This window comes from Nocardia fusca NBRC 14340, assembly GCF_001618425.1.
Classification (GTDB): domain Bacteria; phylum Actinomycetota; class Actinomycetes; order Mycobacteriales; family Mycobacteriaceae; genus Nocardia; species Nocardia fusca.
Genome location: NZ_BDCU01000005.1, coordinates 1 through 22,888 on the forward strand (window position 1 = coordinate 1; position 22,888 = coordinate 22,888).

Here is a 22,888-nt window from a genome sequence, read left to right on the forward strand (position 1 = left end):
CGGGACCTCCAGGGGCCTCGACCCCGCGACGCCGCAGGCGGCGCAATCGAACACGGCGCAATCAAACACAACGTTCGATAATGGTGGCGTTGGCGGTGCCGCCGCCCTCGCAGATGGTGAGCAGGCCGTAGCGGCCGTTGATCCGCTCCAGTTCGTTCAGCAGGGTGGCGAAGAGTTTCGCGCCGGTCGCGCCGAGCGGATGTCCCAGCGCGATCGCGCCGCCGTTCACGTTCACCTTCTCCGGGTCGGCGCCGGTCTCCTTCAACCAGGCCAGCACCACGGGGGCGAAGGCCTCGTTGATCTCGACCACGTCGATATCGTCGATGGTCAGGCCGGTCTTCTCCAGCGCCCACCGGGTGGCGGGAATGGGTGCGGTGAGCATGTACAGCGGGTCGGCGCCGCGGGCGCTGACGTGGACGATGCGGGCGCGCGGGGTGAGACCGTATTCCTGGACCGCCCAGTCCGAGGCGAGCAGGGTGGCGCTGGCGCCGTCGGAGATCTGCGAGGCGACCGCGGCGGTCAGCGGGCTGCCCTCCGCCAGCGCGGGCAGCGAGGCCATCTTCTCCAGGCTGGTCTCGCGCGGACCCTGGTCGATCCAGAAATCCCCCACCGGCACGATCTCGTTGTCGAACCGGCCCGCTTTGATGGCGGCGCGGGCGCGATCGTGGCTGCGCAGCGCCCACTGCTCCATATCCTCGCGGGTGATCCCCCACTTCTCGGCGATCAGCTGCGCGCCGCGGAACTGCGAGACCTCGCCGGTGCCGTAGCGGTGATCCCAGCCGCCTGCGCCGACGAACGGCGAATCGAAGCCGTACTCCTTACCGGCGATCATGGCCGCGGAGATCGGGATGGCGCTCATGTTCTGCACGCCGCCGGCCACGATGACCTCGGCGGTGCCGCTCATGATGGCCTGGGCGCCGAAGTTGATGGCCTGCTGGCTGGACCCGCACTGCCGGTCCACGGTGACGCCGGGGACCTCTTCCGGATATCCGGCGGTCAGCCACATCGTCCGGCCGATATTGCCGGCCTGCGGACCGACATTGTCCACGCAGCCGACAATCACATCGTCGACCCGGGCGGGGTCGATCGAATTGCGGCCGAGCAGGCCCTGCAACGCGGCCGCGCCGAGATCGGCCGGATGGACCTCCGCCAGCGCACCACCGCGCTTCCCGACCGGGGTGCGCACCGCATCGATCACATACGCCTCACGCAACGGTGCGTAGGGGCGGCGGGCAGCTGTTGCCATGGGATTTCTCCTAATCGGTGTGGCCCGGCACGGTGAGCCCGTCGAGCACGATGGTGAGGTACTGCTTGGCGAGCGTGTCGACGGTGAGCGACCCGCCGCCGGGCCGGTACCAGCGGACGGCCACCCAGACCGTGTCGCGCAGGAAGCGGTAGGCCAGGTCGATATCGAGTTCGGGACGGAAGCTGCCGTCGGCGACGCCGCTGGTGAGGACGCGGCGCCAGAGCTCGCGGAATTCGCGGTTGTAGTCGTCGATGTAGGCGAAACGTTCGGCGGCCCGAAGGCGTTTGGCCTCGGACTGGTAGATGGCGACCGCCGCATGGGATCGGTCGAATGCCTCGTAGGAGGCCAGCACCAGGGCTTCCAGCGTGGCACGCGAATTCAGCCCGGCGGCGACGATCTCGCGGTAGCGTCCGAACAGTTCGTCGAGGAATCCGCGCAGGATCTCGTCCACCATCCCCTCTTTCGAGGAGAAGTGGTGGTACAGGCTGCCGGAGAGGATGCCCGCCGCGTCGGCGATATCACGCACCGTGGTGGCGCGCACGCCCCGTTCGGCGAACAGTTCTGCCGCCATATCGAGTAGTTCGGTTCGCCGGGCCGATTTCGAGGGGTCGGGTGCGGTCACCCCGCCATGATACAACCAAGCATTTGCTTGGTCCATGGGCGGTGTGTGACCGGCGGGCCCGAGGTTTCCGGCTCCCCCCTCCCTGTCGGAGCCGGACCCCTCGGGCCCGCGTCGCGGAAGAGGTACGAACTTCGCACTGCTTCCGATCAATTGGACGGCCGATATCCGGAACCGGTTCCGCCGCATACCGAATTCCGGCAACCGAATCGGAGAACCGCCGATCGCCGCGAGACGGGCGGCAGCGGGCCCGGGCCCGGCACATACCGGAGGGCGCGCCGGTTCCGTCGGTATATTCGGCGGATGACGACGCCGTTCCCGCAGCGCCAGTGGGGTTCCCCGGAGAGCCCGCTGGCCCGTGCGGCAGACAGGTTCGCCGGCACGAAGTTCGGCTCCCGGGTGGTCCGGGCACTCACCCCGCTGGACCGGCGGGTACTCGAACGCACCGCCGCCCGCTACACCGTGCTCGGGCCGATCGGGGCACCGGTGATCCTGTTGACCACCACGGGTCGCCGATCGGGACAGCCGCGCACCCAGCCGCTGCTGTGCGTGCACGACGGTGCCACGCTCTACGTCATCGGCAGCAACTTCGGTGGCGCCCGCCACCCGGCCTGGACCGCCAACCTCCTCGCCGAGCCGAGCGCGACCGTGGCCATCGCGGGAGAACGCATTCCGGTCAGCGCCACCCGGGTCGAGGGCATGGCGGCGGAATCTATTTTCCAGCGTTTCGTCGAGATCACCGGCGCCTACGCCGCCTACCGGCACCGCACCGACCGCGAACTGCGTATCTTCGCGCTCACCCGCGCCTGACCCGCTTCTCCCGGACTCCGTCGTGCACGCGAACCCACTGCGGGCACAGCACCGCGTCCGGGAGTACCGAACCCGGCACACGAACCGCCGACCGGCGCGGGCGCGATCAGCAGCCGACACCGCAGTGGCCACCGCGAGGGCCTCCGGCGACGGCGCGCGCATGGGTTCTCCTCAGGCGCGCTGGCTGCTGATCGAGACCACCTCGCCGGTGAGGTAGGTGGTGTAGTCGCTGGCGAGCATCGCGATGGTGGCCGCGACCTCCCACGGTTCGGCCGCCCGGCCGAAGGCCTCGCGCTCGGAGAGCCGGTCGAGCAGTTCGCTGGAGCTGGTCTTGTCGAGGAAGGCGTGCCGGGCGATGCTCGGCGAGACCGCGTTGATCCGGACCCCCAGCTCGGCCGCCTCGACCGCGCTGCACCTGGTCAGCGCCATCACCCCGGCCTTCGCGGCGGCGTAGTGCGCCTGACCGTACTGAGCCCGCCAACCGAGCACGCTCGCGTTGTTGACGATCACGCCGCCGTGTTTCGCGTCACGGAAGTAGTTCAGCGCGGCCCGGGTGCAGCGGAAGGTGCCGTTGAGGGTGATGTCGAGGACGCGGTCCCACTGTTCGTCGGTCATATCGACCACCGGAGTCTCCCCGCCGAGGCCGGCGTTGTTGACGAAGATATCGACGCCGCCCAGCGCCGCGGCCGCCCCACGGACCAGTTCGTCGACCTGTTCGGTGCTGGTGACATCACAGACGATCGCGGCGACCTTGCGGTCGGTGAACTCCGCGGACAGTTCGGCACGCGTGGCCTCCAGCCGCCGTTCGTGCCAATCCGAGACCACCACATCGGCGCCTTCGGCGAGCAGCCGGCGAGCCGTCGCGGACCCGATCCCGGTACCGGCGGCCGCGGTGACCACGGCCCGGCGGCCGGTGAGCAGGTTGTGCGCCGGAGTCTGCGGGGGCGCGACCGACAGCGGCCCGCTCACTGCCGGGCCTCACGGGGAAGACCGAGCACCCGCTCGGAGATGATGTTGCGCTGCACTTCGTTCGAACCTCCGTAGATCGTGTCGGCGCGGGTGAACAGATACAGCCGCTGCCATTCGTCGAGATCGCCGTCCGCGGCGACGAGTCCGGCGGCGCCGCGCACCGCCATGGCGAGTTCGCCGAGCCCGCGATGCCAGTTGGCCCAGAGCAGTTTGCCCACCGAGGCCTGGCCGCCGTCGTCGGCGGTCTCGGCCATGGTGCGCAGGGCGTGGGCGCGCAGCACCCGCAGCCCCACCCAGGCACGATCTATCTTGTCCGCCAGCAGCGGGTCGTCGAGGGCGCCGGACTCGCGGGCCAGGTTCTCGATCGCCGCGAGTTCCCGGGCGAAGCGGATCTGCTGGCCGAGCGTGGAGATACCGCGTTCGACGTTCAGCGTGCCCATCGCGACCCGCCAGCCGTCGCCCGGTTCGCCCACGACCAGATCGGCGTCGGTGCGCGCGTTGTCGAAGAACACCTCGTTGAATTCGGAGGTGCCGGTGAGCTGCACGATCGGCCGGACCTCGATACCGGGCTGATCCATCGGCACCAGCAGATACGAAAGGCCTTTGTGGCGTTTCGAGCCCGGTTCGGTGCGGCAGACCGCGAAGCACCAGTCGGCCACATGCGCCAGCGAGGTCCAGATCTTCTGCCCGTTGATCGACCACTGGTCGCCGTCCAGGCGCGCGGAGGTGGAGACGGCGGCGAGATCGGAGCCGGCGCCCGGTTCCGAGTAGCCCTGGCACCACAGTTCGGTGACGGTGCGGATCCCCGGCAGGAAACGGTCGCGCTGGGCGTCGGTCCCGAAGGCCAGCAGGGTCGGGCCGAGCAGTTCCTCACCCACATGGGAGACCCGCGCGGGCGCGTTCGCCCTCGCGTACTCCTCGTGGAAGATGATCTGCTGCGCGACACTCGCGTCGCGCCCGCCGTACTCCACCGGCCAGCCCAGACAGGTCCAGCCGGCGGCGGCCAGCGCGCGGTCCCATTCCAGGCGTTCGTCGAAGGCCTCGTGTTCGCGGCCGGGTCCGCCCAGCCCGCGCAGTTCCCGGAATTCACCGCTGAGCTGCTCGTCGAGCCAGCTCCGCACCTGCTCGGCGAATTCGCCGTCGCGCAGGGCGGCCACGCTGGTCCGTTCGGCCGTAGGCCGCGCTCCGGCGGCGTGTTCGGCCGATTGCCGTCCGCCGTCGCGACCGGTACCGGATTCTGAGGTCTGGATAGCACCCACGCCGGTAGGATAACCTACCAAGCACTTGCTTTGTAGACCGCAACTCGCAGACCGCGCACCGCCCACGGCCGCACGACATCGAGGACACCCGTGACACCCCCTGCGCACACCCCACCGACGGATCGGACCACTCCCCTGGCCCTGCACGCCGCCGCCCAGAACTACGGCGCCGCGCCCGCGCTGGCCGACGGACCGGTCCGCCTCGACTGGACCCAACTGCTCGAACAGGTCCAGGACGTGGCACGCGCCCTGCTCGCCCGCGGCATCCGGACCGGGGACCGCGTGGGCATCTGGTCGCCCAACACCCACCACTGGGTGATCGCCGCGCTCGGCGCCCACTACGCCGGCGCGACGCTGGTCCCGCTCAACACCCGCTACGTCGCCGACGAGGTGGCCGATGTGCTGCGGCGGGTCGACGCCAAGGGCCTGTTCATCGCGGGCACCTTCCTCAACCGCGACCGGCTCGCCGAGTTGCGCGCGGCCGCGCCGGACCTGCGGATCGGCACCGTGATCGTGCTCCCGGTGGAAGGCACCGAAGAGCCGGTGCGGGACGCGCTGAACTGGTCCGAGCTGGCCGCGGCCGGCGCCGGAGTCAGCCGCGAGCAGGCGCGCGAGCGGGCGGAATCGATCAGCCCCGACGATCTGTCCGACATCCTGTTCACCTCCGGAACCACCGGCCGCAGCAAAGGTGTCCTGATCGCGCACCGGCAGACACTGTCCGCGGTCCGCGGCTGGACCGAATGTTCGACGCTTAACAGCGACGACAACTATCTGATCGTCAACCCTTTCTTCCACAGCTTCGGCTACAAGGCCGGAATCATCGCCTGCCTGCTCACCGGCGCGACCATGGTCACGCAGATCGTTTTCGACGTACCGACCACCATGCGGCTCATCGATCAGGAACAGATCACCGTCCTGCCCGGCCCACCCACCATCTACCAGTCGATCCTGGATTTCCCGGACCGCGGCGAGTACCGGCTGGCGAGCCTGCGCGTGGCCGTCACGGGCGCGGCGCCGGTACCGGTGGTCCTGGTGGAGCGCATGCGCCGGGAACTGGATTTCGATGTGGTGCTCACCGCGTACGGGCTCTCGGAATCCACCGGGTTCGCCACCATGTGCCGGGTCGACGACGACGCCGAGACCATCTCCGCCACCAGCGGCCGGCCCATGGCCGGATTCGAACTGAAACTCAGCGACGCGGGCGAGGTCCTGCTCCGCGGACCCAACGTCATGCTCGGTTATCTGGACGATCCGGAAAGCACCGCCGAAACGATCGACGCGGACGGCTGGTTGCACACCGGCGATATCGGCGTGATCGACGACCGCGGCTATCTGAAGATCACCGACCGGCTCAAGGACATGTACGTCAGCGGTGGATTCAATGTGTATCCCGCCGAGATCGAACAGTCCCTGGCCGGATTGGACGGTGTCGCCGTCGTCGCGGTGATCGGCGTGCCCGATACCCGGATGGGTGAGGTGGGCAAGGCCTATATCGTCCGGAAACCGGGTGCCGCGCTCAGCGAGGACCAGGTGTTCTCCTATGCCACCAGGGTGCTGGCCAATTTCAAGGTCCCGCGATTCGTCGAATTCCGCGACGAATTGCCCTACAACGCCAGCGGCAAGGTGCTCAAACGTCAGCTACGTGAGGAGAATTCGTAATGTCGGACGGCCCTGCCGCGAACCCAGCGAACGGTGACGGGAGCATTCCCTACGAACCCGATGTGGTGACCTACGAACGCCGCGGCGCGATCGCGGTGGTCACCTTGAACCGGCCCGGCTACCGCAACGCCCAGAACTCGGTGATGACCTACGCGATCGACGCCGCGTTCGAGCAGGCGGTGGAGGACCCCGAGGTCAAGGTCATCGTGCTGGCTGGCAACGGGAAGCACTTCAGCGCCGGCCACGACCTGGGCACCCCCGGACGCGACCATCATGTGAAGTACCCGAACAAGGCCGCGCTGTGGTGGGACCATATCGACCGCCCCGGCGGTGATCAGCGCTTCGCCCGCGAGATGGAGGTGTATCTGGGGATGTGCCGCCGCTGGCGGGAGATCCCCAAACCGACCATCGCCATGGTGCAGGGCGCCTGTATCGCGGGCGGCCTGATGCTGGCCTGGGTCTGCGATCTGATCATCGCCTCCGACGACGCGTTCTTCTCCGACCCCGTGGTGCGCATGGGGATTCCGGGTGTCGAATATTTCGCCCATCCGTGGGTGATGGGTCCCCGGGCCGCCAAGGAATTCCTGTACACCGGTGACCGGTTCGATGCCACGCAGGCCAAGGAGTGGGGCATGGTCAACCGGGTCGTGCCGCGCGCCGACCTGGAATCGGAGACCATGGCGCTGGCCGAGAAGATCTCCGCCATGCCGCAGTTCGGGCTGGCGTTGACGAAGAAAGCGGTCAACCAGTCCGAGGACCTCATGGGAATGCGCGCCGGAATGGATTCGGTGTTCGGACTCCACCATTTCGCGCACGCGCACAACGCCGAGGTCGGCACGGATTCCCTGGGCGGCATGAACGCCAGAACGATGAAAGCGCAGGCGAGCACAGCCGACGCGAAGAACACGGACGGGAAAGATTGAATGGATCTCGATCTCGACGAAGGCACCCGGGAATTCCAGCGGGAGGTCCGCGAATTCCTGGCCGCGAACGTGCCCGCGGAACCGCTGCCGTCCATGGACACCGAGGCCGGTTTCGCAGCCCATCGCGCCTGGGAAGGCACCCTGGCCGAGGCCCGGCTGTCGGTGGTGTCGTGGCCGCGCGAGTTCGGTGGGCGGGACGCGTCGCTGCTGGAATGGGTGCTCTTCGAGCAGGAGTACTACGCGGCGGGCGCCCCGGGCCGGGTGAGTCAGAACGGTATCTTCCTGCTGGCCCCCACCCTGTTCGAGCACGGCACCCCCGAGCAGTTGGAGCGGATCATGCCGCGGATGGCCCGCGGCGACGATATCTGGGCCCAGGCCTGGTCGGAGCCGGAGGCCGGTAGCGATCTGGCCGGTATCCGCTCCACCGCCCGGCGCACCGAGGGCGGCTGGGTGCTCAGCGGCCAGAAGACCTGGAGTTCCCGGGCGGCTTTCGCCGACCGGGCATTCGGCCTGTTCCGCAGCGACCCCGCCGCCGAGCGGCACCGCGGCCTCACCTACCTGATGTTCCCGCTCGACGCCGACGGCGTCACCGTCCGCCCGATCCCCCAGCTCGACGGGGAGCCCGGTTTCGCGGAAATCTTCCTCGACGATGTCTTCGTTCCCGACAGCGATGTGATCGGCGCCCCCAACGAGGGCTGGCGGGTCGCCATGAGCACCTCCAGCAACGAGCGCGGTCTCTCGCTGCGCAGCCCCGGCCGGTTCAGCGCGACGGCGCAACGGTTGATCGACCTGTGGACCGAACGCGGCGATACCGGCACCGCGGCCCGCGACGCGGTGGTGGACGCCTGGCTCGGGAGTGAGGCCTACCGGCTGCACACCTTCGGGACGGTCACACGGCTCGACGAGGGCGGCAAGCTCGGCGCCGAATCGTCGATCACCAAGGTCTTCTGGTCCGAACTCGATATCGCCATGCACGAAACCGCACTGGACCTGCTCGGACCCGAAGCCGAGCAGGCGAGCCGCTGGACCGACGGCTACCTGTTCTCGCTGTCGGGCCCGATCTACGCCGGCACCAACGAGATCCAACGCAACATCATCGCCGAGCGGCTCCTCGGCCTACCGAGGGGAAGCAACCGATGAAATTCGCGCTCAGCCCGGAGCATCAGGACTTCGGTGCCAGTATCCGCAAACTGTTCGAGTCCGGTTCCACGGCCGCCGCGGTGCGGGCGTGGAGCGCCGGTGATCCGGCGCCCGGCCGGGCACTGATCGAACAGCTGGCCGCCGCGGGAGCGTTCGGCCTGACCATCACCGAGGAGTTCGGCGGTCTCGACGCCGAACCACTGGACCAGGTGGTGGCCTTCGTCGAGATCGGCCGGGCCGCGGCACCGGGGCCGCTGGTGGAGTCGGCGGCTGCCGTCCCCGCGCTGCTCCAAACGCTCGCCGGCACGGACCCGGAACCGGCCCGGCGCTGGTTGCCGGGAATCTCCGAGGGCACGGTGTCGGCCACCGTCGCCTTCACCGGTACGGGTGGCCGGGCGATCGCCGTGGACGCCGACCGGGTCGATCTCGTACTGGTGGCCGACGGCGACCGGATAAGCACCGGGCGGGTCGGCGCGGCGGTTCGCTCGGTGGACCCCGCACGCCGGCTGTTCGCGGTCGAGGCCGATGAACTCCTCGCCGAGGGACCGCGGGCCGCGGAACCCGTCGCGGCCGCCTTCGACGCCGGCACCCTGGCCAACGCGGCCCAGCTGCTCGGTGCGGGCAAGGCGCTGCTCGACGCGTCGACCGACTACGTGAAGCAACGCAAACAGTTCGGTCGCCCGATCGGTGAATTCCAGGCCGTCAAACAGAAACTGGCCGATGTCCTCATCGGCCTCGACCTCGCCGAACCGCTGCTGCACCGGGCCGCGCTGACCACCGCGACGGCCAACCGGGCCCGCGACACCTCCGCCGCGGCCGTCGCCTGCGCCGACGCCGCCTACCGGGCGGCCCGCGCCGCCCTGCAGGTGCACGGGGCAATCGGCTACACCGCGGAATACGACCTGTCGCTGTGGCTGACCCGGGTCACCGCATTGCGCACCGCCTGGGGCACCCCGGATCTGCACCGCGGCCGGATCGCCGAGGCGCTGCGCACCGGGCCCGCCGCGGATCCGGCCGGCGCGCTCACCTGACCGGAGAACCGGCAGGCAGCGGCGAGAACGCCACGGTTGCACTGCCGGTATCCGTCCGAAACCACGGGAGAATAGATGATCAGCGAGGAACAGCAGGAGTTGGTGGCGGCGGTCCGGGGACTGCTGGCCAAACGTGACGCGCGAGCCGGTGTCCGTAAGGCCATGGACACCGACCTGGGCTACGACCCGCAGCTGTGGGCGCAGCTGTGCGAACAGGTCGGCGTGGCCGCGCTGGCCGTACCCGAGGAGTTCGGCGGGTTCGGCGCGGGCCTGGTCGAATCCCTGCTGGTGATCGGCGAACTCGGCCGGACACTCGCCGATGTGCCGATGCTGGGCTCGGCGGTACTGGGCGTGCAGGCGGTACTGCTCTCCGGTGACGACGAGGCCTGCGCGCGGCTGCTGCCCGAGGTCGCCGAGGGCCGCCGCACCCTCGCCGTCTGCTGGGCCTCGGCCCGTGGCTGGGACGATTTCGGGGTGCAGGCAGCGGGGGAAACCCTCGACGGTACGGCCCACTACGTGCTCGACGGCACCGTCGCCGACACTCTGATCGTGGTCACCGAAACCGGCCTCTTCGAGGTCGACCCGACCGCCGACGGTGTCGAGCGGCACCGGGTCGCCGCCATGGACCCCTCCCGTGCCCTGTCGGAGATCTCGTTCACCGCGACGCCTGCCCGCCGGCTGGGCGACGCGGACCCCGCCCCGATCATCGAACGTCTGCACCGCGTCGCGTGGGCCGCGGTCGCCGCCGAACAGGTCGGTGCGGCCGAATACTGCCTCGAGGCCACGGTCGAGTACACCAGGTCCCGGGTGCAATTCGGCCGGGCCATCGGCAGTTTCCAGGCCCTCAAGCACCGGATGGCCGATATGTACGTACTCGCCGAGTCGGCGAAATCGGCCGCCCTGGCCGCCGCCTTCGCGGTGGCCGAGGACGCGCCGTCGGCCGCCGAGGACGTCTGGGTCGCCCGTCGGCAGTGCTCCGAATCGTTCTCCACGATCGCCGCGGAAACCATCCAGCTGCACGGCGGTATCGCCATCACCTGGGAACACGACGCGCACCTGTACTTCAAGCGCGCCCACGGCGACGCCGAGCTCTTCGGCACCCCCCGCCGGCCGGCGGTCCGGAACTGACGACGGTTACCCCGCGGCTGCCCTTTCGGTTGCTTCCGCTATCCGCCCGAAGGCCTCCCCGGTGGACGTACCAGGAGCGGCGCAGTACCGTGGCCAGGGCGCCGAGCACCTGTGCCGACGGTCGCGGCCCGCGGGCCTGCTCCATCCGCACGTAGTACTCGACCGAGATACCGGCCAGCAGCGCGACTTCCTGCCGGCGCAGTCCCGGCGTACGCCGCCGGGCCGTCTCCGATAGACCGACATCGCGCGGACGGATCTCGCCGCGCCGGGCACGCAGGAACGCGGCGAGATCGGTGGCCTCGGTCATCGTTCCATTCTGATCCGTCCCACCGCGCCCAGCGTGGTACAGCCGATACCACTTTCGTCCGGGCCTCCCCCGCCCTGCGCGCCGATGACAACGTCGGCTCATGACGACGATCGCCTTGATCACCGGAGCCAACAAGGGCATCGGATTCGAAACCGCCCGGCAGCCGGCCGAGCGGGGAGCCACTGTATTGATCGGAGCCCGGGACCCCCACCGGGGCCGGGCCGCCACCGAGAAGCTGGCGGCCGAAGGTGCCGATACGCGGTTCATCCAGCTGGATGTGACCGATGCCGGATCGATCGCCGCGGCGGCGGACCGTATCGATTCGGAGTTCGGGCGTCTCGACATCCTGGTGAACAATGCCGGGATACCCGGCCGGCTCGACGGGGACGGCGCCCCTTCCTCGACTTCCCCGGACACCCTGCGGGAAGTCTTCGAGACCAATGTCTTCGCACCCGTAGCGGTCACCAATGCGGTGCTGCCGCTGCTGCGCCGGGCCGACGCTGCCCGGATCGTGAACACCTCGAGCGAGGTCGGGTCGATGACCATGGCCGCCGACCCGGCCGGGCCGCTGTGGCCGATGGCGGCCGTCACCTACCCCACTTCCAAGACCGCCCTGACCATGATCACCCTGATGTACGCGAAAGAACTGCGCGACACCGCCATCAAGGTGAACGCGGCGAATCCGGGCTATTGCGCCACCGATTTCAACGGCAACACCGGTTTCCGCACTGCCGCCCAGGGCGCCGAGCCGGTCGTGCACTTGGCGACGCTGCCCGCCGACGGTCCTACGGGACAGTTCTGGGGTTACCGCTGGGGTGCCGAGGACGGTGCCGAATACGGACCGCTGCCCTGGTGAGGTCCACGCGAAGGCGATGCCGTCACCACCGCCGCCACGGCGGACGGAAACCGCTCCGGTAGGCGCTCCTACCGGAGGGCGGCATCCATCCGCCTCATCGCGCGGTTCTGCCGCCGGGAAGCGGTAGCGAGTAACCATCGGAAAAAACAATTGCGCGGCGTGGGGAAGCCGTGCCAGAGTGACGGACAACAGCGAGTTGTGAGGGAGGTGGAGAACGTGACGGTCGCCCGGATTGCCGTGGCGCGGCGAACCGCACCGGTTCGTACCGCCCCGTCGTTCTCCCTTTCGAACTCCACTCGCTGAGCCCGGTCGGGCTCGGCGCCCGACGAAGGATCTCTTCCCAAATGGTCGACTTCGACCCACTCGTCCCTTTCGGCTGGACAGAAGCCGTAGCCGCGCAGTACCTCCCGCTCCTCGACCCCGATTGCGTACCCGCGCGCATCGTCCGAATGGATCGTGGCGAATGCGATGTGGTGACCCCGACCGGGCCGGCCCGGGCCACCTGCCCGCGCGCGGACTCACCGGTGAGCGGTCTGTGCACCGGCGACTGGGTGGGCCTGGACGCTCGTTCGCACGTCCGGGCACAGCTGCCCCGCCGTACCGCCATCACCCGTTCCGCCGCGTCCGGGCGCTCGGAGGCCCAGGTGCTGGCCGCCAATGTCGATACCGTGCTGATCTGCGCGCCCGCCGACGGCGACGTGGATCTGGGGCGAATCGAGCGGATGCTCGCCCTGGTCTGGGAGAGCGGCGCCCAGCCCGTGGTCGTGCTCACCAAGGCGGACACCGCCGAAGACATACCACTCGACGAGGTTCGTGCCGTGGCGCCGGGAGCGCCGGTGCTGGCGGTCAGCGCGACCACCGAACTCGGCCTCGATGTGCTGGTCGCGGTACTGAGCGGAACGGTGGCGCTGCTGGGACCGTCCGGCGCGGGTAAATCCACGCTGGCCAACGCACTGCTCGGCGCGGAGGTCTTCGCCACCGACACGGTGCGCGCGGCCGACAAGAAGGGCCGGCACACCACGGTGCACCGCGAGCTGCGGCCGCTGCCCACCGGCGGCACCCTCATCGACACTCCCGGGTTGCGGGGCGTCGGATTGTGGGACGCGGCCGAAGGCATCAGCCGGACCTTCAGCGATATCGAGCAGCTCGCCGCCGACTGCCGGTTCGCCGACTGCGCCCACGACGCCGAACCGGGTTGCGCGGTGCGCGCGGCCGTCGAATCCGGGGAAGTGCCGGAACGGCGGGTGCGCAGCTATCGCAAGCTGGGCAAGGAGAACGCCTGGATGGAAGCGCGATCGGACAAACGGCTCCAGGCCGAGCGCGACAAGGTCTGGCGGGGTCGCGCCAAGGAACAGCGGCGTATGTATCGCGAGCGCGGCTCCCGGCGCTGACCGCGCGGACAGGCGCCGTCCAAAGGACAGCGGCGGCCGCTTCAGTTCTTCTGAGCGGCCGCCGCGTACCGGAGGTCCGAGGACTCCGGCCACTTACTCCGGAACCTCGAGCAAGCCCTCGTCGACGGCCCATTTGATGGTCTTCTGCAAACGCTCACAGGTATCCGGCCGACCGGGCCCGTACCCCTTGGCGTTGAGTTCGGCGAAGACCGGACAGCGGGTGGCCGGGTTCTCGGCCCACTGCACCGAGGTCTGCCGGGAGCTGCTCTTACGGACCCGTACCTCGGCGTCGCAGGCCTGACACCGCAGCGGTGTCAGGCCGTCCTCCAGGTATCGCTGCTGGTCCACGACCGTCTGGGCCCGCACCGCGGCCTGCCGGGCGGGCTGGTCGGCGAAGTCGGGTGCTTTTGCCCAGCGGGTCATATCAGACTCCTGCCTCCGCTTGGTCGGCGTCCGCCGCGGCCGCCTCTTGTTCGCGTTTGCGCCGCAGGTTCTCTTCGACCTCGGCTTCCCATGCCTCGTTCGCCTTGGTGGTGTCGACCTCGAATTCGAACCGCTGGGTCATTTTCTCGGTCACATCGGCGACGTCGACATAGAACTGGTCGTACCAGCGCCGCAGCTGGTAGACCGGGCCGTCTTCTTCACAGAGCAGCGGATTCTCGACCTTGGACTTGTGCTTCCAGATCTCCACGTCCTGCAGGAAGCCGTCGCCGAAGAAATCGGCCATGGTCCGGGCGAGGTTCTGCGCGGTCTCGTCGTCGAGGCCCTTCGGCTTCTCGACGGTCAGCCCCCACTGCAGCATGAACGAATCCTGCGTCACCGGGTAATGGCAGTTGATCAGGTTGACCTTGATCTCGTAACCACCGTAGCTGTTGATCAGGGGGTTGATCATGTAGGAGGGGCCGAAGTACGACGCCTCCGATTTCAACAGCTGCTCGCCGGCGTATTTGGCCGCCATACCGACATCCGGGCGCCCCTTGGTCTCCAGGAACTGAGTGGCCACATGCCCCTCGAAAACGTTCTTGAAGTAGGTGGGGAACGCGAAGTGGATATAGAAGAAGTGGGCCATATCCACCACGTTGTCGATGATCTCGCGGCAATTCGCGCCCTCGATCAGCAACTGGTTCCAGGTCCACTGCGTCCAGCCGCTGTCGAGTTCCTCCACCGGGTTGCCGTCGGCATCGGTGTAGGGGCCCTCGATATGCGGGATGGTGACCTCGGGCGGCGGTTCGTTGCGCTCGTGGTCGTGCCAGACGAAGAGCTGACCGTTGCGCTCGAGGGTGGTCCAGCGACGAGTACGCGCCAGTGGCGGGACCCGCCGCGCGTAGGGGATGGACGTGCATTTGCCGCTCGCGCCCCAGCGCCAATCGTGGAACGGGCAGGCGACGTCGTCGCCCTTGATCTCACCCATGCTGAGATCACCGCCCATATGCCGGCAGTAGGCGTCGAGTACGTGCAATTCGTCGGCGCTGTCGGCCCAGATCACCAGTTTGGTGCCGAACGCTTGCACCGAATGCGGTTTGCCGTCCCGGAAATTCTGCGCCAGCCCCAGGCAATGCCATCCGCGCGCGTACCGGGTGGGAACCGAGCCGACGTCGAGCTCCCGCACCTTCGCACCGCCGCGCTGCGCCGGATCCGCCGCCGTGCGGGTCCCTCCGTGGTTACGCACGCTGCCTCCTCCGGGCCCATCGCTCGGCGACGGGGGGGTTACTGCCATCGCAATTCCTCCTCCTGCTGTACTAGAACACGTTACAAAACTGCCGTCCCGAACGCCAGCGATTCGCGCCACATCCAGCACATGTCGCATATTCGCAGCACACCGACACCGGTTCTCGACACGAACAAGAACCTGTTCTAGTCTCAGAGGTAAATTCTGCGCCGAGCAGATGACTACGGGTTAGCAAACGACCAGGCAGGAGCAGGGGCCGGAGATGACGCGAGAAGTGACGATGCGGGTCGAAGCGCTATTGCCCACGCTGCGCGCCCGCGCGCAAGAGGCGGAAGACCTTCGGCAGATTCCCGAGGAATCGATCAAGGACCTGCAGGAAGCCGGTTTCTTCCGGTTGCTGCAGCCGAAACAGTGGGGCGGGCACGCCGCGGACCCGGTCGTCTTCTACGACACGGTCCGCAAGATCGCCAGCGCCTGCGGCTCCACCGGCTGGGTCGCCGGGATCATCGGCGTGCACAACTGGCATCTGGCGCTGTTCGGCCAGGACGCGCAGGAAGAGGTGTGGGGCGAGAACACCGATGTGCGGATCTCCTCCTCCTACGCGCCCATGGGCGCCGGCACCGTGGTCGACGGCGGCTACCGGGTCAGCGGCTCGTGGGCCTGGTCCTCGGGCTCCGGGCACGCCGACTGGACCTTCGTCGGCGGACCGGTGATCAAGAACGGCAAACCCGTCGATTTCGGCAGCTTCCTGATCCCCCGCTCCGAATACGAGATCGACGACGTCTGGAACGTGGTCGGCCTGCGCGGCACCGGTTCGAACACCCTCGTGGTGAAAGACGTTTTCGTACCCACCCACCGGTTCCTCAGCTACAAGACCATGAACGACCTGAAATCGCCCGGCCTGGAACGCAATACCGACCCGGTGTACAAGATGCCTTGGGGCACCATCCACCCCACCACCATCTCCGCGCCGATCGTCGGTATGGCCTACGGCGCCTACGAGGCCCACGTCGAGCACCAGGGCAAGCGGCTGCGCGCCGCCTACGCCGGCGAGAAGGCCAAGGAAGATCCCTTCACGAAGGTCCGGATCGCCGAGGCCTCCAGCGATATCGATGCCGCCTGGCGACAGCTGTCGGGCAATGTGGCCGAGGAATACGCGCTGCTGCTCGAGGGCAAGGAGATCCCGTTCGACCTGCGCGTACGCGCCCGGCGCGACCAGGTCCGCGCGACCGGCCGGGCCATCGCCTCGATCGACAAACTGTTCGAGAGCTCGGGCGCCACCGCTCTGGTGAACGGCACCCCGCTGCAGCGGTTCTGGCGCGACGCCCACGCCGGGCGCGTGCACGCCTCCAACGATCCCGAGCGCGCCTACGTCATGTACGGCACGCACGAATTCGGGCTGCCGGTTTCCGACGGGATGGTGTGATGACCTCGACCGCCGAACTCACCTACGAATCCACCTCGCGATTCGCCCAGGTTCGTCCGGATCTGAAACTGCACTACCACGAGGCCGGCGTCGGTAACGGCCCCACCATCGTGCTGCTGCACGGCGGTGGGCCGGGCGCGTCCTCGTGGTCGAACTTCTCCCGCAACATCCCGGTGCTGGCCCGCGACTTCCACGTGATAGCGGTCGACCAGCCCGGGTACGGGCGGTCCGACAAGCCGACCGAGCATCCGCAGTACTTCGTACACAGTTCCTCGGCACTGAAGGATCTGCTCGACACCCTGGAGATCACCGGCCGGGTCCATCTGCTGGGCAATTCACTCGGCGGCGGCGCGGCGGTACGTTTCGCCCTGGACCATCCCGATCGCGCCGGCAAACTGGTCCTGATGGGGCCGGGCGGCCTGAGCACCAACCTCTTCGCCCCCGACCCCACCGAGGGCGTGCGACTGCTGTCGAAGTTCACCTACGAGCCGACACGGGAAAACATCGAGGCGTTCCTGCGGATCATGGTGTTCGACCAATCGCTGGTTACCGACGAACTGATCGACGAACGCTTCACGGCAGCCAATACACCCGAATCGATCGCGGCGATGCGGGCGATGGGTAAATCGTTCGCGAGCGCCGATTTCGAGAAGGGCATGCTCTGGCGCGACGCCTACAAACTGCGTCAGCCGGCCCTGCTGATCTGGGGACGGGAGGACCGGGTGAACCCGCTCGACGGCGCGCTGGTGGCGCTCAAGAGCATCCCGCGCGCACAATTGCACGTATTCGGCGGATGCGGGCACTGGGCACAGCTGGAGAAGTTCGCCGAATTCAACCGGCTGGCCACCGATTTCCTGCTCGGCGTCAAGGAGATATGACGATGAGTATCAAGGCACTCGGCTACATGCGCATCGAGGCCACCGATATGGCGGCCTGGCGGGAGTACGGCCTGAAGGTGCTCGGCATGATGGAGGGCGACGGGAACAACCCCGATGCGCTCTATCTCCGGATGGACGATTTCGCCGCCCGCTTGGTGATCGTGCCCGGCGAGCGGGACCGCCTGCTCGTCTCGGGCTGGGAGGTCACCGACGGCCCTGCGCTGCAACGGCTCCGGGAGACGCTGGAGAAGAACGGCGTCGACTTCGAAGAAGGCACCAAGGAGGAACTCGCCGAGCGCCGGGTCGAAGGGATGATCCGCTTCCGGGATCCTTCCGACAACACCCTCGAGGCGTTCTACGGCGCGCAGTACCTCGGCCGGCGGTTCGTCAGCCCGTACGGCCACAAATTCGTCACCGCCGAACAGGGCCTGGGCCATGTCGTTCTGACCTGCCACGATGATGCCGCGGCACAGGCGTTCTATCAGGACGTACTCGGATTCCGGCTGCGCGATTCGATGCGTTTGCCGCCGCAGCTGGTGGGTCGGCCGGAGGACGGGGACCCGGCCTGGCTGCGGTTCTACGGGTGCAATCCGCGACACCACGCGCTCGCCTTCCTGCCGCTGCCCAACCCGACCGGCATCGTCCACCTCATGGTCGAGGTGGAGAACTCCGACGATGTCGGCCTGTGCCTGGACCGGGCCATGCGCAAGAAGGTGAAGATGTCGGCCACCCTGGGCCGGCACATCAACGACAAGATGCTGTCGTTCTATATGAAGACTCCCGGTGGGTTCGACGTCGAATTCGGCTGCGAAGGCCTGGAAGTCGACGACCACAGCTGGATCGCCCGGGAATCCACCGCGGTGAGCCTGTGGGGCCACGATTTCTCCGTGGGTTTCAAGTGATCTCCGGCCGGACCCGGTGCGATACTCGCATCGGGTTCGGCTGAATACCGGCGGCCCGTCCGCCGGCAGCTCCATGAACGAGGCGAGGACGGTATGAACGTGACGGCACCAGCGGATCCGGCCGACGGCGCAGGCGAAGCGGCCACGGAGCAGGCCCCCATCGACCCCCGGCAGTTCCGCAACATCCTCGGGCAGTTCTGCACCGGCATCACGGTCATCACCACGTTCACCGACGACGAAACCCCGATCGGTTTCGCGTGCCAGTCCTTCGCCGCACTCTCCCTGGAACCACCCCTGGTGCTGTTCTGCCCGACCAAGGGTTCGCGGTCCTGGGCAGCCATCGAGGCCAACGGCCGATTCTGCGTGAACGTACTCGCCGAGGAACAGCAACCGGTCTGCGCGAAATTCGGCTCCCGCGAACCGGACAAGTTCGCCGGAACCGACTGGCACACCTCCGACCTCGGACTGCCCCGGCTGGACAACTCGCTGGCCACCATCGAATGCCGGGTGGACAGCGTGGTCGACGGCGGCGACCACTTCATCGTCATCGGCCGTGTCCTGGCCATGTCGGAGACCCCCGCCGCGACCAACGGCCGTCCGCTGCTGTTCTACCGGGGTCAGTACACCGCCATCGAACCGGAGAAGACCACCCCCGCCCCCTGGCGCGCCGACCTGGACCACTTCCTCACCACCACGACCCTGGACACCTGGTTGTAGGGCAGCCGAGCCGCATGATATCAATATCAGGCGAATGCGATATCATCTGAGGTGTCCCGGTACCAGGAGGTGACACGCCCCATGGCACGAACTGTCATCGATGTAGACGACGAGAAGTTGGCCGCCGCGGCCGAGATTTTCGGTACGACGACCAAAGTCGCGACCGTGAATGCTGCCCTCGAGGACGCGATCAAGCGCCGCCGGCGACAGTCTTTCCTCGACTGGATCGGCGCAGGCGGCCTCCCGGACCTGACCGGTCCAGTCGATCCGCCGGCCGGCCAGGGTGCGGCCTGAAGGTGCCCACCCGATACCTCATCGACAAGTCGGCGTTCGCTCGCTACCCGAAGCCTGCCGTCCGCGCGGTTATCGACCCGCTGCACAATGCCGGCCTCTTGTCCATCTGCGGGGCGGTCGAGCTGGAGATATTGCACTCGGCCAGGTCGAAGACCGACGCCCAGCGGATTCGCGAGGAATTGCGCGGTTTCGACTGGTTACCGACCCCCGACGAAGCTTGGGATCGCGCCGTCGAGATTCAGAGCCTGCTGATAGAGGGCGGAAATTGGCGCGCGCTGTCGGTTGCCGACCTTGTCGTTGCCGCCGTCGCCGAACGGCACCACACCACCGTGCTGCACTACGACGGCGACTACGACATGATCGCCGCGGTCACGGGGCAACCCACGCGATGGGTGGTCCGGCCGGGAACAGCAGATTGACACGGTTCGATCGCGCAACCTCTGTACGTGCCTCAGCATAAAAACAAGCTGCAGCAGCTCGGGCCGGCTCGTCATCGCCCGCCATCGCCGGGAGGCACCGCCTTGCGGCGCCCCTCACCGGCCACCCGCGCCCATCAACCCACCGCCGGAGCCCGCGCGAGACCGCACAAGCCGAACTCCTGGGCCCTACTCGCGGTGCCCGGCCAGTTCCTCGGTGAGCCGCTCAAATCCCTCCCCCGCCCGGCCGTCGGCGATCTGCCGGTCGATGAGGTTCTTGATCGGCCCGACGATGTCCAGGGCGACGCCCGCGTCACGGCTGGCGCGGACGATAGCGTCGAAGGCCGGCTTGTGGACCTTCATGGACTGAATCGACTGGGTGTAGTCGCCACTGTCGATCACCCCGGCGTAGGCCGGGAGCGACTGCGCCATGGCAGTGACATACGCGGTCGCCCGGGGAGCGAAGTCGGTGGCGCTGATACCAGCCGTGCGCACCATGGCGGCCCCGTGGAAGAAGCCGGTGAACATCGCGTACATACCGGCCAGCAGGGCGAAATCGTAGAGCGCCGCGGTTCCGGCGTCGGCGCCGAAGTAGTCCGCCGCAGCCAGTTTCTCCAGGTCCGAACGGAACCGCTGGAAAACCGATTCCGAGCCACTGTAGAGGATGGAGGCGCCCGGCCCCCCGATCATCGGCGGTATCGCCATGATGCCGCCGTCGAGGAAGTCGATATCGTGTCCGGCCGCCCAGCGGGCGAGTTCCCGGGAATCCTCTGGAGCGGTGCTGGTCAGGTTGATCAGCGCCTTACCGCGCAACCGATCGGCTACCGGATCGAGCACCTCGTGCACGGACGCGTGATCGCCGAGGACGGCGACGACCACATCGGCGGAATCGATCGCCGACGCGGTATCGGGGCTGCTCACGGCGCCCAGGCCCACCAACTCTGCGTCCTTCCCCGGTGTGCGGTTCCACACGGTGGTGGGATTGCCGCCCTTTACCAGGGTGGCGGCGATGGCCCGGCCCATCGGTCCGAGCCCGAGCACGGCCACGGTTGTCTGTTCGTTTGCGGTCATATCTGCCGACTCCTTGCTGAGGTGAATGGTCATGTGCACGGCGCGCCGTGACCAACGATCGTCAACACCGGACGTCGGGGCAAGTACCTACAATTCGGTGGGGTACCTACTAAAAAGTGTGTGAACAGGTAGCGAGGTCGAAATGGGTGAAAAAAGGTTCGGGCCGTATTTCTGCGGTATCGACGCCGCCATGGATGTGATCAGCGGTAAATGGAAAGGACTGATCCTCTGGGAACTGGACAACTACAGCGTACGGCGGTTCGGTGAGCTACACCGTGGGCTACCCGGGGTGTCCGAGAAGATGCTCATCCAGCAGCTACGTGAGCTCGAGGAAGACGGGCTGATCGACCGGAAGGCATACCCGGAGGTCCCGCCTCGGGTCGAATACCGTCTCACCGACCTGGGCCGCTCCCTCAATACCGCGCTCGAACCGCTCGGTGCGTGGGGACGGGACCGCGTCGAGCGCATCGGCGCCGCGCGCGTCCATCCGCAGCCGACCGCTGCCCCGGCGGTACTCGGTGGCACCACCCTTCGTCAGGACGCCGCCGCGAAATAGGCCGTCCGTACGTCCACGATCGTCGGCGGGGGTAGTTCGGGTGAGCCCGCGCCGAGCTCACCCAGCCGGATATGCCAGGTGGGGGCCGAGGTATCGATGGCACTCCGCGCGTCGGACGGCTGCAGGACGACTTCGGCGCCGTCGGTGCACGAGTAGGCGCCCACCAGGCCGTCGGACCGGCCGCCCCACGCCCCGCCCACCCGGATACGGCATCGGCGGCCGTCGGCCAATTCGAGCGCCCACGGTTCGGAATCGGCGACTTTCCCTATCGGTTCGAGTCGAGGCTCCACGCTGTACCAGCGCAGTTCACGATTCCAGGGATCATCGGCGCACAGCAGTTCGGTTCCGCCGGCCGCGGCCCAGCAGATATCGGCGGCGTCGGCCGAGGCACCGCAGTGGTAGATACCCGGGCTGGTCGCGGAACGACTGGATATGGCTTTGCCGCAGTCGAGTCGGCCGGCGGGGGCAGTACCGGATACGTCGAAACCGTCGGTCGGCCGGCCGGCGGCGTCTACGGCGACCAGGGAAACCACCGTGGTGGGCGGCGGGTCCGGTGGCTGCTCCGCCTCGGTTGCCGCGGCGGTGGACGATTGCGCCGGCCCCACAGGTACGGCCGAGGAGACCACCGAGCCGGGGTCGCCGCCGCTCGGTGCCGCGCAGCCGCTCAGCGCCGCCACCAGCAGCGAAGTGAAAACCGGAACCGACCGTACCCACACCGCGAACGCCATGAGTCACCACCTGGCTTGGGGACAGTGGCCCGAGTGTAGCCGGGACGGACGCGAAGTCGTCAGATTCGGCCACATGCGTTTGCCGCTCCTGGCCTCCGGCCTGGTCGAACACGTACGCACCGGCGCGCCGCTCAACGCGATACGTGACGTGCACCGCAACCCAGTCGTTATGCGCGTACTCCGACTGGCCGAAGAACTCGGTCCTGGGCGGATGCGGCCGACCGGATCACCGGCCTCGGCCAGGTCGCCTTGCTGACCGGCGACTTCGTGCGCGCCCCGAACTCCGCCGGAGGGCGCGGACACCGCCCGCCGAGCACGGCTACTCGGCGGGCGAGATCCACGCCGAGGTCGGCCTCGCCTCAGGCGCTCAGGATTCGGCCCGGCGGCGCGATGACCAGGCCCCCGGCGACTTCGGGTTGGATGGACACGCTCTGGTGCTCCCGGGCGCCGTGGTGGATACCCCTAAGCTGTGGGGCCCGAGTTGTCTGTGGCTCGTTCGTCCCCGGTCCAGTCGGTGTTGAAGCCGTTCAGATGCGGGTGGTACATCTCGTCGCCCGAGTGCTGAGTGAATTCGACCTTCACCCACAGCGCGTCGAGTTCGAACATCTCCACACACGCGTCGATCAATTCCTGTGCCAGGCGGGCCCGGGTATGCACGGGCCGGCCGCGCCGGATATCGCACATGATGAGAGCCGAGGGTGTCGGGGTCCCACCCTCGTGGCATCGCCACACGCTGCCCTCGCCGAGATCGTGCACGGAGACCGTGAGGAGGTCCATGCCGACCTGCATGATGTCGGCGTAGATTTCGCCGACACGCCGCGCGAGCTCTTGTTTGGTTTCCGGACGGCTGGTCAGTGGCAGGTCGATTTGGATGGATGGCATGGGGATCCCCT

24 protein-coding genes and 1 pseudogene are annotated in these 22,888 nt (G+C 68.0%); 15 read left to right on the forward strand and 10 right to left on the reverse strand.

What is annotated here, in order from left to right:
• Positions 1 to 61: 61 nt before the first annotated feature.
• Positions 62 to 1,213 carry an acetyl-CoA C-acetyltransferase gene (locus NF4_RS00815; RefSeq protein WP_063125441.1) on the reverse strand — a complete coding sequence of 384 codons (1,152 nt, stop codon included), beginning with the start codon at positions 1,211 to 1,213 and terminating at the stop codon, positions 62 to 64.
• Between the two features lie 43 nt (positions 1,214 to 1,256).
• Complete coding sequence (locus tag NF4_RS00820) at positions 1,257 to 1,904, reverse strand: TetR/AcrR family transcriptional regulator (protein ID WP_157119856.1); 648 nt, start codon at positions 1,902 to 1,904, stop codon at positions 1,257 to 1,259.
• 264 nt (positions 1,905 to 2,168) lie between these two features.
• On the opposite strand from NF4_RS00820, the gene NF4_RS00825 reads away from it, so the two are divergent.
• Positions 2,169 to 2,675, forward strand: a complete 507-nt coding sequence (locus NF4_RS00825) for a nitroreductase/quinone reductase family protein (protein ID WP_063125442.1) — start codon at positions 2,169 to 2,171, stop codon at positions 2,673 to 2,675.
• A 171-nt stretch (positions 2,676 to 2,846) separates the two neighbouring features.
• On the opposite strand, the gene NF4_RS00830 is transcribed toward NF4_RS00825, so the two are convergent.
• Both NF4_RS00830 and NF4_RS00835 read right to left on the reverse strand, forming a co-directional pair.
• Positions 2,847 to 3,644 (reverse strand): SDR family oxidoreductase, encoded by a 798-nt coding sequence (locus tag NF4_RS00830; RefSeq protein WP_063125382.1) that lies wholly within the window; start codon positions 3,642 to 3,644, stop codon positions 2,847 to 2,849.
• Positions 3,641 to 4,801, reverse strand: coding sequence for an acyl-CoA dehydrogenase family protein (locus NF4_RS00835; protein ID WP_063125443.1), 1,161 nt, complete (start codon positions 4,799 to 4,801; stop codon positions 3,641 to 3,643). Before NF4_RS00835 ends, NF4_RS00830 begins: the two co-directional genes overlap by 4 nt.
• 192 nt (positions 4,802 to 4,993) lie before the next feature.
• On the opposite strand from NF4_RS00835, the gene NF4_RS00840 reads away from it, so the two are divergent.
• From NF4_RS00840 to NF4_RS00860, 5 genes are all read left to right on the forward strand, one after another.
• Positions 4,994 to 6,562: a FadD3 family acyl-CoA ligase gene (locus NF4_RS00840; RefSeq protein ID WP_084532756.1), complete on the forward strand. Its 1,569-nt coding sequence runs from the start codon at positions 4,994 to 4,996 to the stop codon at positions 6,560 to 6,562.
• A complete protein-coding gene (locus NF4_RS00845; protein WP_063125383.1) occupies positions 6,562 to 7,485 on the forward strand; it encodes an enoyl-CoA hydratase in 924 nt (307 codons plus the stop codon). Before NF4_RS00840 ends, NF4_RS00845 begins: the two co-directional genes overlap by 1 nt.
• On the forward strand, positions 7,486 to 8,625 hold the full coding sequence (locus NF4_RS00850; protein ID WP_063125384.1) for an acyl-CoA dehydrogenase family protein: 1,140 nt from the start codon (positions 7,486 to 7,488) through the stop codon (positions 8,623 to 8,625).
• Positions 8,622 to 9,656 carry an acyl-CoA dehydrogenase family protein gene (locus NF4_RS00855; protein ID WP_063125385.1) on the forward strand — a complete coding sequence of 345 codons (1,035 nt, stop codon included), beginning with the start codon at positions 8,622 to 8,624 and terminating at the stop codon, positions 9,654 to 9,656. Before NF4_RS00850 ends, NF4_RS00855 begins: the two co-directional genes overlap by 4 nt.
• A 75-nt stretch (positions 9,657 to 9,731) precedes the next feature.
• Positions 9,732 to 10,784, forward strand: coding sequence for an acyl-CoA dehydrogenase family protein (locus NF4_RS00860; RefSeq protein ID WP_063125386.1), 1,053 nt, complete (start codon positions 9,732 to 9,734; stop codon positions 10,782 to 10,784).
• Positions 10,785 to 10,863: 79 nt separating this feature from the next.
• On the opposite strand, the pseudogene NF4_RS38970 reads toward NF4_RS00860, so the two are convergent.
• Positions 10,864 to 11,091, reverse strand: a pseudogene (locus NF4_RS38970) (helix-turn-helix domain-containing protein); the annotation flags it as partial.
• Positions 11,092 to 11,191: 100 nt separating this feature from the next.
• Between NF4_RS38970 and NF4_RS00865 the strand changes: the two are divergent.
• Positions 11,192 to 11,947 carry an SDR family oxidoreductase gene (locus NF4_RS00865; protein WP_063125387.1) on the forward strand — a complete coding sequence of 252 codons (756 nt, stop codon included), beginning with the start codon at positions 11,192 to 11,194 and terminating at the stop codon, positions 11,945 to 11,947.
• 344 nt (positions 11,948 to 12,291) lie between these two features.
• Complete coding sequence (gene rsgA, locus NF4_RS00870; RefSeq protein ID WP_063125388.1) at positions 12,292 to 13,338, forward strand: ribosome small subunit-dependent GTPase A; 1,047 nt, start codon at positions 12,292 to 12,294, stop codon at positions 13,336 to 13,338.
• A 93-nt stretch (positions 13,339 to 13,431) separates the two neighbouring features.
• On the opposite strand, the gene NF4_RS00875 is transcribed toward rsgA, so the two are convergent.
• Together NF4_RS00875 and NF4_RS00880 are read right to left on the reverse strand one after the other, a co-directional pair.
• Entirely contained in the window at positions 13,432 to 13,761 is a 330-nt protein-coding gene (locus tag NF4_RS00875) for a hypothetical protein (RefSeq protein ID WP_063125389.1), read from the reverse strand.
• 1 nt (position 13,762) lies between these two features.
• Positions 13,763 to 15,007, reverse strand: coding sequence for a 3-ketosteroid-9-alpha-monooxygenase, oxygenase component (locus NF4_RS00880; protein ID WP_063125390.1), 1,245 nt, complete (start codon positions 15,005 to 15,007; stop codon positions 13,763 to 13,765).
• A 262-nt stretch (positions 15,008 to 15,269) separates the two neighbouring features.
• On the opposite strand from NF4_RS00880, the gene hsaA reads away from it, so the two are divergent.
• The 6 genes from hsaA (at position 15,270) to NF4_RS00910 (ending at position 19,643) form a co-directional block, all read left to right on the forward strand.
• Positions 15,270 to 16,433, forward strand: coding sequence for a 3-hydroxy-9,10-secoandrosta-1,3,5(10)-triene-9,17-dione monooxygenase oxygenase subunit (gene hsaA, locus NF4_RS00885; RefSeq protein WP_063125391.1), 1,164 nt, complete (start codon positions 15,270 to 15,272; stop codon positions 16,431 to 16,433).
• Positions 16,433 to 17,311 carry a 4,5:9,10-diseco-3-hydroxy-5,9,17-trioxoandrosta-1(10),2-diene-4-oate hydrolase gene (hsaD, locus tag NF4_RS00890; RefSeq protein WP_063125392.1) on the forward strand — a complete coding sequence of 293 codons (879 nt, stop codon included), beginning with the start codon at positions 16,433 to 16,435 and terminating at the stop codon, positions 17,309 to 17,311. Before hsaA ends, hsaD begins: the two co-directional genes overlap by 1 nt.
• Positions 17,312 to 17,313: 2 nt before the next feature.
• Positions 17,314 to 18,213 (forward strand): iron-dependent extradiol dioxygenase HsaC, encoded by a 900-nt coding sequence (gene hsaC / locus NF4_RS00895; RefSeq protein WP_063125393.1) that lies wholly within the window; start codon positions 17,314 to 17,316, stop codon positions 18,211 to 18,213.
• A gap of 93 nt (positions 18,214 to 18,306) precedes the next feature.
• Positions 18,307 to 18,930: a 3-hydroxy-9,10-secoandrosta-1,3,5(10)-triene-9,17-dione monooxygenase reductase subunit gene (gene hsaB / locus NF4_RS00900; protein WP_063125394.1), complete on the forward strand. Its 624-nt coding sequence runs from the start codon at positions 18,307 to 18,309 to the stop codon at positions 18,928 to 18,930.
• An 81-nt stretch (positions 18,931 to 19,011) separates the two neighbouring features.
• Positions 19,012 to 19,224: a type II toxin-antitoxin system VapB family antitoxin gene (locus tag NF4_RS00905; RefSeq protein ID WP_030522953.1), complete on the forward strand. Its 213-nt coding sequence runs from the start codon at positions 19,012 to 19,014 to the stop codon at positions 19,222 to 19,224.
• A gap of 2 nt (positions 19,225 to 19,226) precedes the next feature.
• The gene (locus NF4_RS00910; protein WP_063125395.1) at positions 19,227 to 19,643 is read left to right on the forward strand and encodes a PIN domain nuclease; all 417 of its coding nucleotides are present in this window, start codon (positions 19,227 to 19,229) and stop codon (positions 19,641 to 19,643) included.
• A gap of 186 nt (positions 19,644 to 19,829) precedes the next feature.
• Here NF4_RS00910 and NF4_RS00915 read toward each other — a convergent pair whose 3' ends face one another.
• Positions 19,830 to 20,711, reverse strand: coding sequence for an NAD(P)-dependent oxidoreductase (locus tag NF4_RS00915; protein ID WP_063125445.1), 882 nt, complete (start codon positions 20,709 to 20,711; stop codon positions 19,830 to 19,832).
• 142 nt (positions 20,712 to 20,853) lie between these two features.
• Here NF4_RS00915 and NF4_RS00920 point away from each other — a divergent pair, with 142 nt between their 5' ends.
• Positions 20,854 to 21,267, forward strand: a complete 414-nt coding sequence (locus NF4_RS00920; protein WP_063125396.1) for a winged helix-turn-helix transcriptional regulator — start codon at positions 20,854 to 20,856, stop codon at positions 21,265 to 21,267.
• Here the strand turns inward: NF4_RS00920 and NF4_RS00925 are convergent.
• The gene (locus NF4_RS00925) at positions 21,246 to 21,995 is read right to left on the reverse strand and encodes a hypothetical protein (RefSeq protein WP_063125397.1); all 750 of its coding nucleotides are present in this window, start codon (positions 21,993 to 21,995) and stop codon (positions 21,246 to 21,248) included. The two genes, NF4_RS00920 and NF4_RS00925, sit on opposite strands and share 22 nt — an antisense overlap.
• A gap of 462 nt (positions 21,996 to 22,457) precedes the next feature.
• The gene (locus tag NF4_RS00930; protein ID WP_063125398.1) at positions 22,458 to 22,877 is read right to left on the reverse strand and encodes a tautomerase family protein; all 420 of its coding nucleotides are present in this window, start codon (positions 22,875 to 22,877) and stop codon (positions 22,458 to 22,460) included.
• Between the last annotated feature and the right edge of the window lie 11 nt (positions 22,878 to 22,888).

Bases quoted from the DNA above. Each gene is read 5' to 3' on its own strand.
- NF4_RS00925 (WP_063125397.1), bottom strand. From the start codon at position 21,995: ATGGCGTTCGCGGTGTGGGTACGGTCGGTTCCGGTTTTCACTTCGCTG.
- NF4_RS00820 (WP_157119856.1), bottom strand. From the start codon at position 1,904: ATGGACCAAGCAAATGCTTGGTTGTATCATGGCGGGGTGACCGCACCC.
- hsaD (WP_063125392.1), top strand. From the start codon at position 16,433: ATGACCTCGACCGCCGAACTCACCTACGAATCCACCTCGCGATTCGCC.
- hsaC (WP_063125393.1), top strand. From the start codon at position 17,314: ATGAGTATCAAGGCACTCGGCTACATGCGCATCGAGGCCACCGATATG.
- NF4_RS00875 (WP_063125389.1), bottom strand. From the start codon at position 13,761: ATGACCCGCTGGGCAAAAGCACCCGACTTCGCCGACCAGCCCGCCCGG.
- NF4_RS00850 (WP_063125384.1), top strand. From the start codon at position 7,486: ATGGATCTCGATCTCGACGAAGGCACCCGGGAATTCCAGCGGGAGGTC.
- hsaA (WP_063125391.1), top strand. From the start codon at position 15,270: ATGACGCGAGAAGTGACGATGCGGGTCGAAGCGCTATTGCCCACGCTG.
- NF4_RS00930 (WP_063125398.1), bottom strand. From the start codon at position 22,877: ATGCCATCCATCCAAATCGACCTGCCACTGACCAGCCGTCCGGAAACC.
- NF4_RS00915 (WP_063125445.1), bottom strand. From the start codon at position 20,711: ATGACCGCAAACGAACAGACAACCGTGGCCGTGCTCGGGCTCGGACCG.
- NF4_RS00905 (WP_030522953.1), top strand. From the start codon at position 19,012: ATGGCACGAACTGTCATCGATGTAGACGACGAGAAGTTGGCCGCCGCG.
- NF4_RS00865 (WP_063125387.1), top strand. From the start codon at position 11,192: ATGACGACGATCGCCTTGATCACCGGAGCCAACAAGGGCATCGGATTC.
- NF4_RS00845 (WP_063125383.1), top strand. From the start codon at position 6,562: ATGTCGGACGGCCCTGCCGCGAACCCAGCGAACGGTGACGGGAGCATT.
- NF4_RS00920 (WP_063125396.1), top strand. From the start codon at position 20,854: ATGGGTGAAAAAAGGTTCGGGCCGTATTTCTGCGGTATCGACGCCGCC.
- NF4_RS00860 (WP_063125386.1), top strand. From the start codon at position 9,732: ATGATCAGCGAGGAACAGCAGGAGTTGGTGGCGGCGGTCCGGGGACTG.
- hsaB (WP_063125394.1), top strand. From the start codon at position 18,307: ATGAACGTGACGGCACCAGCGGATCCGGCCGACGGCGCAGGCGAAGCG.
- rsgA (WP_063125388.1), top strand. From the start codon at position 12,292: ATGGTCGACTTCGACCCACTCGTCCCTTTCGGCTGGACAGAAGCCGTA.
- NF4_RS00825 (WP_063125442.1), top strand. From the start codon at position 2,169: ATGACGACGCCGTTCCCGCAGCGCCAGTGGGGTTCCCCGGAGAGCCCG.
- NF4_RS00855 (WP_063125385.1), top strand. From the start codon at position 8,622: ATGAAATTCGCGCTCAGCCCGGAGCATCAGGACTTCGGTGCCAGTATC.